This window comes from Nonomuraea phyllanthi (assembly GCF_006334985.2).
Taxonomy (GTDB): Bacteria; Actinomycetota; Actinomycetes; order Streptosporangiales; family Streptosporangiaceae; genus Nonomuraea; species Nonomuraea phyllanthi.
Genome location: NZ_VDLX02000014.1, coordinates 1 through 13,957, shown reverse-complemented (window position 1 = coordinate 13,957; position 13,957 = coordinate 1). Strand labels below are relative to the sequence as shown.

The window sequence follows — 13,957 nt, the reverse complement described above, 5'->3', positions numbered from 1 at the left end:
GAGCCTCCCCCGCCCGCGCTGACCAGCGCAAGAGAGCCACGCGAACTAACATTCCCCAACAATTCCGTGTCATAATTTGGTGGAATCTGTTGGAAGGAGCGGACGTGCTCGCACAGCAGCGGCAGCAGACGATCCTCGAGCGAGTACGCAGCAACGGCGGCGTACGCGTGGCGGACCTGGTCCGCGAGCTCGGCGTCTCCGACATGACGATCCGCCGCGACCTCGAGGTGCTGGCCGAGCGCGGGCTGCTGGAGAAGGTGCACGGCGGCGCCACCGCCCTCGGCCCCGGCTCGACCGAGGAGCCGGGCTTCACCGCGAAGTCGGCCCGCCAGCAGCAGGAGAAGGACGCCATCGCGCGCCGCGCGGCCGGCCTCGTGCGGCCGGGCACGGCCGTGGCGCTCTCGGCGGGCACCACCACGTGGGCGCTGGCGCGCCACCTGATCGGCGTGCCCGACCTGACGGTGATCACCAACTCGATCCCCGTGGCCGAGGTCTTCCACCGCAACCCGCGCGCCGACCGCACGGTCGTGCTGACCGGTGGCGTACGGACGCCGTCGGACGCCCTGGTGGGCCCGGTGGCCGTGGCCGCGATCCGGCGCCTGCACGTGGACACGCTGTTCCTCGGCGTCCACGGCATGAGTGTGCGGGCCGGGCTGACCACGCCCAACCTGCTGGAGTCGGAGACCGACAGGGAGCTGGTGGCGGCGGCCACCCGGCTGGTGGTCCCCGCCGACCACACCAAGTGGAACACGGTCGGCATCAGCACCATCGCGGAGCTGAGCGAGGCCGACGTGGTCATCAGCGACGCGGGGCTGCCCGAGGACGCACGTACCGCGCTGGCCGAACGGGCCGGCGAACTGATCATCGCGGAGGGCTCGCCTTGAAGCGCACCATCACCCATCTCGCCGACGGCCGGGAGCTGATCTACTTCGACCGGCGTGACGACGCCGACAGGAGCGCGATCGACCGGCGCGCGCTCGACCCCCGGCCGGTGGCCTCCGAGCTGCGCTACGACCCGCTCACCGAGGAGTGGATCGCGGTGGCCGGCCACCGGCAGACGCGGACGTTCCAGCCGACGGGCTCGGCGAGCGAGTGCCCGCTGTGCCCGTCGTCGGACACGTGGTCGTCGGAGATCCCGGCGTACGACTACGACGTGGTGGTGTTCGAGAACCGCTTCCCCTCTTTCTCCGGAAATTTTGGGACTTATGAGGATGTGGGCGGGCTGAGCGAGGTCCGTCCGGGAGTGGGGCGGTGCGAGGTGGTGTGCTTCACCTCCGAGCACTCGTCGTCGTTCTCCAAGCTCACCGACGAGCAGGTGGGGCTGGTCATGGAGGCGTGGGCCGACCGTACGGCCGAGCTCTCCCAGATCGAGGGCGTGGAGCAGGTGTTCTGCTTCGAGAACCGGGGCGAGGAGATCGGCATCACGCTCGCCCACCCGCACGGCCAGATCTACGCCTACCCGTACGTCACCCCCAGGACCAGGCTCCAGCTCGGCGCCGCCGGGCGGTACCGCGAGGCGCACCCGGGCAGCAACCTGTTCGCCGACGTGCTGGCCGCGGAGCGGGCCGAGGGCACGCGGGTGGTCGCCGCCAACGAGCTGTGGACGGCGTTCGTGCCGGCCGCCGCGCGCTGGCCGTACGAGGTGCACGTGTACCCGCACCGGCAGGTGCCGGACCTCGCCGCGCTGACGGAGGAGGAGCGGGCGGCCTTCGCGCCGCTCTACACCTCCGTGCTGCGGGCCTTCGACGGACTGTTCGGGGTCGTGATGCCGTACGTGTCGGCCTGGCACCAGGCACCCGTACGGGACGGCCGCGACCTGGCGTACCTGCACCTGGAGCTGTTCAGCATCAGGCGGGCGCCGGGCAAGCTCAAGTATCTGGCGGGGTCGGAGTCGGCGATGGGGGCTTTCGTGAATGACGTGCTGCCGGAGCAGGCGGCGCGTATGCTTCGATCACAAGTAGATCTCTATTAGATTTCTAGTTAGGGTCGCATTACTGGTGATCTACCACTAACATCCCTTTTGCACCGGCCGTAACGGCCGTCGCACAGCCTAATCCCGGGCGTGTCGCCCGGGAGCCGGGGACCCATCGCACCTGGGGTGAATCCATTTCGGTGGTAGGGAAACGCGCCTCCCATGCCCGAACCCGTCAGCTAACCCGGCCGGCAGAGGGAGAGGAACGTCAACGTGGCGGTTGCGTCCACCGCGACCCTTGTCATCGGCCTCATCACGGCGGCCGCCGTCGCCGTCCTCCCGGCGACCGCCGCGTCGGCGGCGCCCAAGCCGTCGGAGTCCGAGCTCCGCGCCCAGCTCAAGCAGCTCAACGGCAAGGTCGACAAGCTCATTGAGAAGTACAACCTCAAGCGGGTCGAGCTGGCCAAGGCACAGCAGGCCGCCGAGGACGCCAAGGAGCGCCTGGCCGCCGCGGACCAGACGCTCGCCGACGCCGAGCAGCGGGTCGCCGACATCGCCAGGATGCGTTACCAGAACCAGGACCCGTCGGTGCCCGCCTTCCTGCTGACCAGGGACGGCAGCGGCGCGGCGCTGCTGGAGCAGCTCACGGCCGAGCAGCAGGCTCTTGCGCGGACGGTGGCCAAGGCCCGCGACGAGAAGAAGAAGGCCGCCGACGCCGCCGCCGCGCTCGCGACCAAGATCGCCGCTGACGCGAAGCAGGTGACCGAGCAGCGCGAGGAGGCCCAGGACGTCATCAAGGACATCCAGAAGAAGCTGCAGGACCTCGTGCCGTTCGGCCCGGGACGCAACTCCGACGGCAGCTGGGCCCCTGAGCTGCCCACCGGCTCCGACAACATCACGGCCCGCACGCGGCTGATGAAGGCGGAGGTCGAGAAGAACTTCCAGCTGCCGTACACGGTGGGCTGCTTCCGCTCGGGCTCCAGCGGCGAGCACCCGCTCGGGCGCGCCTGCGACTTCATGATGAGCACCGGCGGCACCTTCCCCTCCGCCGCCAACAACGCCCTGGGCGACCGCATCGCGGAGTGGGCGCTGAAGAACAAGGCCAAGCTCGGCGTCAAGTACGTCATCTGGAAGCAGCGCATCAACTCGGGCACGGGCTGGCGCTCGATGTCGGACCGCGGCAGCATCACCGAGAACCACTACGACCACGTGCACATCTCGATGAACTGAATCATGAGCGCGCTTTGGACCGGTGGAGCCGATGTGGCAGGCTGGCAGTTCATGTCCGCCATGGGAGAGCTCCCGAACGCGCGGCCGTCCCCCGGCACGGGGCGGCGTGCCGCGAGCGCGCTCTTCGCCGACGATCCGATCTCCCGGCCGCTCACCTATCCTGGGCGGATCCCCGTGTCCTCGGGCGTTCTGGTCGACGACACGTACGTGCCGCTGCGCCCGATCCCCGGCCGGCGCCCCGAGGAGTGGCAGGCGGGGGAGCGGACGCTCGGCTCCCTGCTCGCCCGCCACGGCGGCTCGCACCCGCGCCACCTGGTCGCCGCCGTCGGCTCCAACGCCGCGCCCGGCCAGCTGCGCAGGAAGTTCCTCGACCACGGCGTACGCCCGGTCGTCCCCATGACGCTCGCCGACGTCCCGGGCGTCGCCCCGGGCGTGTCCGCCCATGTGAGCAAATGGGGGTACGTGCCTGCCGCCCCCGTCGACACGCCCGGCGAGAGCTCCAGGCTGTTCGTGCTCTGGCTGGACGAGCGGCAACTCGCCGCGCTGGACCTCACCGAGCCCAACTACGACCGCCGCCCGCTCGGCGATCCCGTCACCGTGGCGCCGGGCCTGCGCCTGCCGCCGCCGTTCGTCTACCGGGGCAGGCACGGCTGCCTGCCCGGCGCGGACGGCAGGCCGCGGCGCCTGACGGCGCAGCGGGAGCTGATCCAGTCACTCCTGGACGAGTCCGCCGCCATGAGAGCCCTCTGCGGCGACACGCCCGAGGACTTCGTCCGCAACGTCAAGGACGAAACCGTACGTGAGGGTGTCTATCGCCTGTTCCACTCGCTATAGGGTCAAGCCTCGTGACTGACACCAGAATCCCCCCGCCGTATACCGGCGACGAGCGGTCCATGCTGAACAACTGGCTCGAATGGCACCGCGGCACCCTCGCCGTCAAGTGCGAGGGCCTGACCGACGAGCAGCTGCGCCTGCGCTCCGCGCCGCCGTCGGCGCTGTCCCTGCTCGGCCTGGTCAGGCACATGGCGCACGTCGAGCGCGTCTGGTTCCGCCGCGCGCTGAACGGCGAGGACATTCCCAAGCTCTGGGACAAGGACCGCGACAACGACGCCGACTTCAAGGAGGTCGACACGGCCTCGGTGAAGGAGGCCTTCGCCACGTGGGAGGAGGAGATCGAGCTCGCCCGCGCCATCTCGGCCGCCAAACCGCTCGACGCCGCCGGCGACCGCAACGGCGAGGACTGCACGCACCGCTGGATCCTCGTGCACATGATCGAGGAGTACGCCCGCCACAACGGCCACGCCGACCTGCTCCGCGAACGCATCGACGGAGCGACCGGCGAGTAGGCGCTCACGGCAGGTATCCGGGACCACGGCGCAGGTCAAGAAGGCGCACGTCACGGCGCCCGGCCAGGTGCGGGTCAGCGGCCGTTCTCCTGGAGGCCCCCAGCCCCGTGCGACGGGTGGCGCTTACCCGGGCACCGCCGTAACAGATGAAGAGGGGATCAGGGCTCGGTGCGGAACAGCGCCCAGACGGCCTTGCCACCGCGGGCGAGCGGGTCCCAGCCCCAGCACTGGCTGTACGTCTCCACGATGTAGAGGCCGCGCCCGTTCTCCGAGACGAAGTCCGGCTCCTTGGGACGCGGCACCTCGTCGCTCGGGTCCGCCACCGCCAGCAGCACGTGCGGACGAACGCGCATCAGCAGGAGCTCGATCTCCCGCCGCCCCGACGCGTACATAGCGTAACGAACCGCGTTCGTCACCAGCTCGGAGACCACCAGCGCGGCATCGTCGCTGAGCTCGTTCAGCCCCCAGCCGCGCAGCGTCGAGCGGGTCACGTCCCTGGCGGTCTTCACCGAGTCGGCCTGAAAGGGCAGCGGGCACGAGGTCGTGTTCGGCTTGCCGCCCATGAGCAGGTGGTCGAAGCCCGCCTCGCGGGTGATCTGCAAGGCATCGGCAGTGGCCAGAGGGTCCTCCACCATGCCGCCGATACCTCCCCGTTCATACCAAGTCAGTGCATGTTTGGCCCAATATGCCCTAAGCCATCATGGGTCACGATCGCTGCAGCTGCAAGACCCAAATGCACGTGCAGTTGCATTGTGCAGCAGCAAGCGACGTTTTGGGGCATAAGTCTGCTAATCGGACACGAGGTTGAGACCTTGTCATAACCGGCGATGTGGTGTCACTGTGTGTGCGGACCTTGATAGGAGGCAAAGTGACGCAGAACCAGCCGGGTTCCGGGCCGACGGCGCTGCGCATCCTCCTGGGCTCCCAGCTGCGCAAGCTCAGGGAAGCGAAGAACGTCACTCGTGAGGAGGCCGGCCACCTCATCAGGGGGTCGGAATCCAAGATCAGCCGCATGGAGCTGGGCCGAGTGGGATTCAAAGAACGCGACGTGGCGGACCTGCTGACCTTGTACGGGGTCGTGGACAAGCAGGCTCGCTCCGCCGTACTCGAACTCGTCGCCACCGCCAACGAGCCGGGTTGGTGGCACCGGTTCAACGATGTCCTGCCCACGTGGTTCCAGGCGTTCGTCGGCCTTGAAGAGGCCGCCGCCAGGATCAGGACCTACGAAGTCCAGTTCGTGCCAGGACTGCTGCAGACCAAGGAGTACGCAAGGGCCGTCGTGACCGCCGGATCGGCGGGAATCGGGGCCGAGGAGATCTCCAGAAGGGTGGATCTCCGGCTGGAGCGCCAGCGGATGCTCGACAGGCCGGACGGGCCTGTCTTCTGGGCGGTCATCGACGAGGCCGCGCTAAGGAGGCCCATCGGTGGCGTCGAGGTGATGCGGGCCCAGATCGAACACCTCATCGAACTCATGCGCCAGCCGAAGATCACCATCCAGATCATGCCGTTCAGCTTCGGGGGGCACAGCGCTGAGGGCGGGGCGTTCAGCGTCCTGCGCTTCCCCGACTCCGACCTGCCCGACGTGGTGTACGTGGAACAACTCGCCAGCGCGCTCTACCTCGACAAGCGCGAGGACGTGGACCGATACACCGAGGTGATGGAGCGGCTCTGCGCCGTGAGCACCACGCCCGACGAGACGGTGGAGCTGTTGCGGACGATCGCGGACGAGTTCTGACGGCGGCGGGTCACGGATGAGCGCGGACGACTTGTGACGGCGGCGAAGTCGTTGTTGGGTATGCATCTGCCCTAGACTGGCCATCGGCGTTGGATCCCGCCGTGGCGGAGCATGCCCAACACCGCTCATGTGGGCGCGGCGCGTGTGCCGTACCGATGGACGCGCCCGCGATCACTCGTAGCTTGATCAAGGAGACCATTCCGTGAAGACCGCTGTCGAGGAGCTAAGCCCGACCCGGGTCAAGCTCACTGTCGAGGTGCCGTTCGACGAGCTGCGCCCGAGCATGGATGCGGCGTACAAGAAGGTCGCGCAGCAGGTGCGCGTCCCCGGGTTCCGGCCTGGCAAGGTTCCGGCCCGCATCATCGAGCAGCGCTTCGGCCGGGCGGTAGTGCTGGAGGAGACCCTCAACGACGCGGTGCCCAAGCTGTACGGTCAGGCCGTCGACGAGGTCGACGTGTTCCCGGTCAGCCAGCCCGACATCGAGGTCACGAAGATCGACGACGGTGAGCAGATCGAGTTCACCGCCGAGGTCGACATCCGGCCCAACTTCGAGGTGCCCGACTACCAGGGCGTCGAGGTCACGGTCGACTCCGCCGAGGTCTCCGACGAGGACGTCGACGCCCAGCTCGACGCGCTGCGCCAGCGCTTCGCCACGCTGACCGGCGTCGAGCGCGCGGCCGCCAACGGCGACTTCGTCGTCATGGACCTGCGTGCCGAGATCGACGGCAAGAACATCGAGGAGCAGCAGGCCAGCGAGGTCTCCTACGAGGTCGGCGCCGGCTCCGTGCTGCAGGGCCTCGACGCCGCGCTCGAGGGCATGTCCGCGGGCGAGGAGAAGAGCTTCAAGACCGAGCTGGTCGGCGGCGAGAACGCCGGCGAGGAAGCCGACGTGATCATCAACGTCAAGTCGGTCAAGGAGAAGGTCCTGCCTGAGCTCGACGACGAGTTCGCCCAGCTCGCGAGCGAGTTCGACACGCTCGAGGAGCTCAAGTCCAGCATCCGCGAGCAGGCCCGCCGCAACAAGCTCATCGACCAGGTCGTCCAGGCCCGCGAGAAGGCCCTCGACACGCTGCTCGACAAGATCGACATCCCGCTGCCGGACAGCGCGCTCAAGGCCGAGGTCGACGCCCGCAAGCACAACCTCGACCACCAGGTCGCCGAGAGCGGCCTGAGCCGTGACGCCTTCTTCCGCCTCTACCAGACGACGGAGGAAGAGCGCTTCGCCGAGTTCGAGACCAACTCCGCCAGGGCGCTCAAGGTCGGCTTCGTGCTCGACAAGATCGTCAAGGCCGAGGAGCTGGGCGTCTCTGAGCAGGAGCTGACCAACTTCGTCGTCCGCCGCGCCATGGAGATGGGCGTGCAGCCCAACGAGCTGGCCAAGCACCTCGCCGACAACGACCAGCTCACGCTGGCCATGGTCGAGATCGTCCGCGACAAGGCCAAGTCCGTCCTGGGCGACGCCGCCAAGGTCGTCGACAGCGAGGGCAACGAGATCGACCTCAAGGCCATCTACACCGAGATCAACGGTGAGGAGGTCGTGGAGGAGGAGCCCGCGGCCGGCGAGGACAAGCCCGAGGCGTAACCGGCTTCCGTCCTGCGGTGCGGCGCTGAGGCGCCGCGCCGTGACGGACGCCGCCCCGAAGCCCCCGGACCACCCGGTCCGGGGGCTTCGCGCATTTCCGCGCGTTTCTCGGCGGTACGCGGTCAGTCAAGAAACCGCATCGCGCGGCCGTTCCGTGGCAAAGGCCTGAGCTTCAGGACAGACCGGGCGGAGGACAACAGCGGAGGCCCGCCCGAACCTGCGCCGTCAGCGAACAGCACGGGGGAGCGGGCATGAGCTGTCCGCAGGGCGCGTTAAGGTCACAAGCAAAGCCCATCGATTACGACGCATCGGAAGGTGACGCTGTGACCAGCCCGCCGACCTTCTATCAGCCTGAGTCGCGAGGCCGTGAGAACGGCTCGTCCTTCCGGCTTGAGGACCAGCTTTACCAGCGCCTGCTGCGTGAGCGCATCATCGTGCTCGGGCAGGAGGTCAATGACGAGATCGCCAACCGCATCTGCGCCGAACTCCTGTTGCTGGCGGCCGACGACCCCGACCGCGACATCACCCTTTACATCAACTCGCCGGGCGGCTCGGTGAGTGCCGGCATGGCCATCTACGACATGATGGAATACGTGCCGAACGACGTATCCACGGTCGTGATGGGCATGGCCGCCTCCATGGGGCAGTTCCTGCTCACCGCGGGCGCCAGGGGCAAGCGCTATGGCCTGCCCCACGCCCGCGTCATGATGCACCAGCCGTCGGGCGGCATCGGCGGCACGGCCGCTGACATCGCCATCCAGGCCGAGCAGATGCTCTACGTGAAGAAGACGCTGGCCGAGCGGATCGCCTTCCACACGGGCCAGCCGCTCGAGCAGATCGAGGTCGACTCCGACCGGGACCGCTGGTTCACGGCCGAGGAGGCCAAGGACTACGGCTTCATCGATCACGTGGTGCGCAGCGCGCGGCAGGTGCCCTCCCAGGGCCCGGTCTCCTAGGGGAGCTGACACATGAACATCCAGAGCCGTTACGTTCTCCCCTCTTTCGCCGAGCGCACGTCGTACGGCGTGAAGGAGAACAACCCGTACAACAAGCTCTTCGAGGACCGCATCATCTTCCTCGGGGTGCAGATCGACGACGCGTCGGCCAACGACGTGATGGCCCAGCTGCTGACGCTGGAGTCACTCGATCCCGACCGCGACATCAGCATGTACATCAACTCGCCGGGTGGCTCCTTCACGGCCATGACGGCGATCTACGACACGATGCAGTTCGTCCGGCCGGAGATCCAGACGGTCTGCCTGGGCCAGGCGGCCTCGGCCGCGGCCGTGCTGCTCGCCGGCGGCACGCCCGGCAAGCGGTTCGCGCTGCCCAACGCCCGCGTGCTGATCCACCAGCCGTCCACCGAGGGCGGCGGCCAGGGCAGTGACATCGAGATCCAGGCCCGCGAGATCCTTCGCATGCGCACCCTCCTCGAGGACATCGTGGCGAAGCACTCGGGCAAGACCTCCGCCGAAGTCCGCAAGGACATCGAACGCGACAAAATTCTCAGCGCGGACGAGGCAAAGGCGTATGGTCTGATCGATGACATCATCCCGTCGAGGAAGAAGCGAGCTCAGGCCGTGGCTTCCTAGACGGACGTGACGCACCGGGGCGCTGCCCAATAGGGCACGTTCCGGTGCGACTCGCCGCTAGGGGGCTCACTGAGGGCCCAGAAGACGGTAACGTCGAAACCTGAGCGGTTCGGCCTAGTCCGGAGGATGTCCGGAGACACTGCTCTCGCGAGCAGGGCGGTCCCACGCAAAGGAGTATCTGGGGTGGCACGCATCGGCGACGGGGGAGACCTGCTGAAGTGCTCTTTCTGCGGGAAGAGCCAGAAGCAAGTCAAGAAGCTCATTGCCGGGCCAGGCGTCTACATCTGCGATGAGTGCATTGATCTCTGCAACGAGATCATCGAGGAGGAGCTCTCCGAGTCCTCCGAGCTCAAGTGGGACAACCTGCCCAAGCCGAGAGAGATCTACGAGTTCCTCGACGCCTACGTCATCGGTCAGGACAAGGCGAAGAAGGCCCTCTCGGTGGCGGTCTACAACCACTACAAGCGGGTGCAGTCCGGCGACCGGGGCAGAGACGACGGCCTCGAGCTGGCCAAGAGCAACATCCTGCTGCTCGGCCCGACGGGCTCGGGCAAGACGCTGCTGGCGCAGACCCTGGCGAAGATGCTCAACGTGCCCTTCGCCATCGCCGACGCCACCGCGCTCACCGAGGCGGGATACGTCGGCGAGGATGTCGAGAACATCCTTCTCAAGCTCATCCAGGCCGCCGACTACGACGTCAAGAAGGCCGAGACCGGCATCATCTACATCGACGAGGTCGACAAGATCGCCCGCAAGAGCGAAAACCCGTCGATCACGCGCGACGTCTCCGGCGAGGGCGTGCAGCAGGCCCTGCTGAAGATCCTGGAGGGCACCACGGCCAGCGTGCCGCCACAGGGCGGGCGCAAGCACCCGCACCAGGAGTTCATCCAGATCGACACCACCAACGTGCTGTTCATCTGCGGTGGCGCGTTCGCGGGCCTCGAAAAGATCATCGAGTCGCGCATCGGCAAGAAGGGCATCGGCTTCAACGCCATCATCCGCTCGAAGGAAGAGGTCGACACGGTCGACGTCTTCGGCGACGTGATGCCCGAGGACCTGCTGAAGTTCGGCATGATCCCCGAGTTCGTCGGCCGCCTGCCGGTCATCACCTCGGTGCACAACCTCGACCGCGAGGCGCTCATCCAGATCCTCACCGAGCCGCGCAACGCGCTCGTCAAGCAGTACCGCAAGCTGCTGGAGCTCGACGGCGTGGAGCTGGAGTTCACCGACGGCGCACTGGAGGCCATCGCCGACCAGGCCATCCTGCGCGGCACCGGCGCGCGCGGGCTGCGCGCCATCCTCGAAGAGGTGCTCCAGTCGGTGATGTACGAAGTGCCGTCCCGCCAGGACGTCGCCCGCGTCGTCATCACCCGCGAGTCCGTGCTCGAACACGCCATCCCGACCCTCGTACCCCGCGACCAGCTCGCCGCCAAGCAGCAGCGCACGCCGCGGGAAAAGTCCGCCTGAACCTTCACCCCACGGCAAGCGCCCCGGCGGAGAGCATCCCTGGGGCGTTTTGCTTTCCCGTCTCCTTAGAATTGGTCACCGTGACAACGCCAGAGCTGCCTACCCAGTACACCCCGGCCGACGTCGAGACCCGGAGCTACGAGCGCTGGGTATCCGAGGGCTATTTCACCGCCGACCCGGGCAGCTCGCGCGTGCCGTACAGCATCGTCCTGCCGCCGCCCAACGTGACCGGTGTCCTGCACATCGGCCACGCGCTCGACCACTCCATCCAGGACGCGCTGACGCGGCGCGCCCGCATGCAGGGCCGTGAGGCCCTCTGGCTGCCCGGCATGGACCACGCCGGCATCGCCACCCAGAACGTCGTGGAGCGCGAGCTGGCCAAGCAGGGCCGCTCGCGGCACGACCTGGGCCGCGAGGCGTTCGTCGAGCGGGTCTGGGAGTGGAAGGAGGAGTCCGGCGGCCGGATCCTCGGGCAGATGCGCAAGCTCGGCGACGGCGTCGACTGGTCGCGCGAGCGGTTCACCATGGACCCGGGCCTGTCGCGGGCCGTGCAGACCATCTTCAAGCAGTTGTTCGACGACGGGCTCATCTACCGCGCCGAGCGCATCATCAACTGGTGCCCGCGCTGCCTGACCGCGCTCTCCGACATCGAGGTGGAGCACAGCGAGGACGAAGGCGAGCTGGTCTCGATCCGCTACTCCGACGAGATCGTCGTGGCCACCACGCGCGCGGAGACCATGCTCGGTGACACGGCCGTGGCCGTTCACCCCTCGGACGAGCGATACGCCCACCTGGTCGGCACGATGGTGGAGCTGCCGCTGACCGGCCGCATGATCCCCATCGTCGCCGACGAGCACGTCGACCCGGAGTTCGGCACCGGCGCGGTCAAGGTGACGCCCGCCCACGACCCCAACGACTTCGAGATCGGGCGGCGTCATTCGCTGCCGTCGATGACCGTCATGGACGAGCGCGGCGTCATCACCGCGCACGGGCCGTTCCAGGGGCTCGACCGCTTCGAGGCCAGGCCCGCGGTCGTGGCGGCGCTGCGCGCCGAGGGCCGGATCGTCGCCGAGAAGCGTCCCTACCTCCACTCGGTCGGCCACTGCTCGCGCTGCAAGACCGTGGTCGAGCCCAGGCTGTCGCTGCAGTGGTTCGTGAACGTCGGGCCGCTGGCCAAGGCGGCGGGCGACGCCGTCCGCGACGGGCGCACCCGCATCCACCCGCCGGAGCTGGCCAAGCGCTACTTCGACTGGGTCGACGACATGCACGACTGGTGCATCTCCCGCCAGCTGTGGTGGGGGCACCGCATCCCGGTCTGGTACGGCCCGGCGGGCGAGGTCGTGTGCGTCGGCCCCGACGAGGAGCCGCCCGCCGGCTACACGCAGGACCAGGACGTCCTCGACACCTGGTTCTCCTCCGCGCTGTGGCCGTTCTCGACGCTCGGCTGGCCCGACTCGACCCGAGAGCTGGAGCGCTTCTACCCGACGTCCGTGCTGGTCACCGGCTACGACATCCTGTTCTTCTGGGTGGCCAGGATGATGATGTTCGGGCTGTACGCCATGGACGGCGAGCCGCCGTTCCGCGTCGTCGCGCTGCACGGCATGGTCCGTGACCAGTACGGCAAGAAGATGTCGAAGTCGTTCGGCAACGTGGTCGACCCGCTCGACTGGGTCGACCGCTTCGGCGCCGACGCCACCCGCTTCACCCTGCTGCGCGGCGCCAACCCCGGCGCGGACGTGGCGGTGAGCGAGGAGTGGGCGGCCGGGTCCCGCAACTTCTGCAACAAGATCTGGAACGCCACCCGCTTCGCGCTGATGAACGGCGCGGCCGTGGGGTCGCTGGACGGCGCCGAGCTGACCGCGGCCGACCGGTGGATCCTGTCGCGCCTGCAGACCGTGGTGCGGACCGCCGACGAGGCCTTCGAGGAGTTCGAGTTCGCCAAGGCGTCCGACCTGCTCTACCACTTCGCCTGGGACGAGGTCTGCGACTGGTACCTCGAGCTGGCCAAGATCCAGCTCGGTGAGGGCCTCGAACACACCCGGCTGGTGCTCGGCCACGTGCTCGACGCGCTGCTGCGGCTGCTGCATCCGCTGGTGCCGTTTGTGACCGAGGAGCTGTGGCGGGCCGTCACGGGCGGCGAGTCGATCGTCGTCGCGCCATGGCCGCAGGTGGACGCCCGCTATACGGACACCGCGGCCGAGGCGGAGATCGAGGCGCTGCAGGAGCTGGTGACGGAGGTTCGCCGGTTCCGCTCGGACCAGGGGCTCAAGCCCGGCCAGAAGGTGGCCGCCCGGCTCGGGCTGGCCGGCACGTCGCTGGCCGGCCAGGAGACCGCCATCCGCGCGCTGCTGCGGCTCACCGAGCCGGCCGAGTCGTTCAGCGCCACGGCCAGCTTCTCCGTGGGCGAGGTGACCGTGGAGATCGACACTGCGGGAGCCATCGACGTCGCGGCCGAGCGCAAGCGGCTGGAGAAGGATCTGGCGGCGGCACGCAAGGAGGCGGCGCAGGTGGCCGCCAAGCTGGGCAACGAGCAGTTCATGGCCAAGGCCCCCGAACCCGTGGTGGCCAAGGTCAGGAGCCGCGCCGAGCAGGCCGCCGCCGACATCGTCCGGCTGGAGGCGCAGCTCGCCGGGCTCGGTGTTTGAACCATACGAACGCGGGGAAGGTCCATTCGTTACCTAAGATGGACCTTCGACGCCGTCAGGGCTGCTATCGTTTTAAACGTAGGGCGTTGGCCCTGACACATCCCTTCTGACGATCTCCCGCTTCGGGCGGGTTCGGCCGCGCGGTTGGACAAGCGCCGAAAGTTGGAGTAAGTTAGCAGGGTTGCCTCGAAGAGAGGCGAGTCCGGAAGCTCCCGGATCGGGCGGTTTGACAAGGATCGTCCGAAACTGGTAGACTACGGGAAGTGAAATGTGCGCCTCCGGCGCTGGGGTCTCCTGAGGATTCCGGCGCGGATGAATGCGTCCGTTTCTTGAGAACTCAACAGTGTGTTAAAAGCCAGTGCATGAGATACATGCATGGCCCCGTCATATTGATTGACGGTTAGCTCGGATTGATGTCCAAGCAAACGTAAGCATTGTTTGGAGAGTT

At 67.9% G+C, this 13,957-nt stretch carries 12 protein-coding genes and 1 riboswitch; of the genes, 11 read left to right on the top strand and 1 reads right to left on the bottom strand.

Annotation, left to right across the window (positions count from 1 at the left end; genetic code table 11):
* Positions 1-104 precede the first annotated feature (104 nt).
* From FH608_RS32570 to FH608_RS32550, 5 genes are all read left to right on the top strand, one after another.
* A complete protein-coding gene (locus tag FH608_RS32570; protein WP_139634200.1) occupies positions 105-884 on the top strand; it encodes a DeoR/GlpR family DNA-binding transcription regulator in 780 nt (259 codons plus the stop codon).
* The gene (gene galT / locus FH608_RS32565) at positions 881-1,972 is read left to right on the top strand and encodes a galactose-1-phosphate uridylyltransferase (protein WP_139634199.1); all 1,092 of its coding nucleotides are present in this window, start codon (positions 881-883) and stop codon (positions 1,970-1,972) included. Before FH608_RS32570 ends, galT begins: the two co-directional genes overlap by 4 nt.
* 65 nt (positions 1,973-2,037) lie before the next feature.
* Positions 2,038-2,180: riboswitch (cyclic di-AMP (ydaO/yuaA leader) on the top strand.
* A 5-nt stretch (positions 2,181-2,185) separates the two neighbouring features.
* Complete coding sequence (locus FH608_RS32560; protein WP_139634198.1) at positions 2,186-3,142, top strand: coiled-coil domain-containing protein; 957 nt, start codon at positions 2,186-2,188, stop codon at positions 3,140-3,142.
* Between the two features lie 33 nt (positions 3,143-3,175).
* A complete protein-coding gene (locus FH608_RS32555) occupies positions 3,176-3,976 on the top strand; it encodes a hypothetical protein (RefSeq protein ID WP_139634197.1) in 801 nt (266 codons plus the stop codon).
* Between the two features lie 11 nt (positions 3,977-3,987).
* Positions 3,988-4,488 (top strand): DinB family protein, encoded by a 501-nt coding sequence (locus FH608_RS32550; RefSeq protein ID WP_226900100.1) that lies wholly within the window; start codon positions 3,988-3,990, stop codon positions 4,486-4,488.
* Between the two features lie 158 nt (positions 4,489-4,646).
* On the opposite strand, the gene FH608_RS32545 is transcribed toward FH608_RS32550, so the two are convergent.
* On the bottom strand, positions 4,647-5,123 hold the full coding sequence (locus tag FH608_RS32545) for an ATP-binding protein (RefSeq protein WP_139634196.1): 477 nt from the start codon (positions 5,121-5,123) through the stop codon (positions 4,647-4,649).
* Positions 5,124-5,356: 233 nt separating this feature from the next.
* On the opposite strand from FH608_RS32545, the gene FH608_RS32540 reads away from it, so the two are divergent.
* From FH608_RS32540 to FH608_RS32515, 6 genes are all read left to right on the top strand, one after another.
* Positions 5,357-6,223 (top strand): helix-turn-helix domain-containing protein, encoded by an 867-nt coding sequence (locus FH608_RS32540; protein WP_139634195.1) that lies wholly within the window; start codon positions 5,357-5,359, stop codon positions 6,221-6,223.
* A 202-nt stretch (positions 6,224-6,425) separates the two neighbouring features.
* Positions 6,426-7,805 (top strand): trigger factor, encoded by a 1,380-nt coding sequence (tig, locus tag FH608_RS32535; protein ID WP_139634194.1) that lies wholly within the window; start codon positions 6,426-6,428, stop codon positions 7,803-7,805.
* A gap of 323 nt (positions 7,806-8,128) precedes the next feature.
* Entirely contained in the window at positions 8,129-8,761 is a 633-nt protein-coding gene (locus FH608_RS32530) for a ClpP family protease (RefSeq protein ID WP_139634193.1), read from the top strand.
* 12 nt (positions 8,762-8,773) lie between these two features.
* Complete coding sequence (locus FH608_RS32525; RefSeq protein WP_139634192.1) at positions 8,774-9,397, top strand: ATP-dependent Clp protease proteolytic subunit; 624 nt, start codon at positions 8,774-8,776, stop codon at positions 9,395-9,397.
* A gap of 183 nt (positions 9,398-9,580) precedes the next feature.
* Entirely contained in the window at positions 9,581-10,864 is a 1,284-nt protein-coding gene (gene clpX / locus FH608_RS32520; RefSeq protein WP_139634191.1) for an ATP-dependent Clp protease ATP-binding subunit ClpX, read from the top strand.
* Positions 10,865-10,935: 71 nt separating this feature from the next.
* Entirely contained in the window at positions 10,936-13,509 is a 2,574-nt protein-coding gene (locus FH608_RS32515) for a valine--tRNA ligase (RefSeq protein WP_139634190.1), read from the top strand.
* The last annotated feature ends 448 nt before the right edge of the window (positions 13,510-13,957 follow it).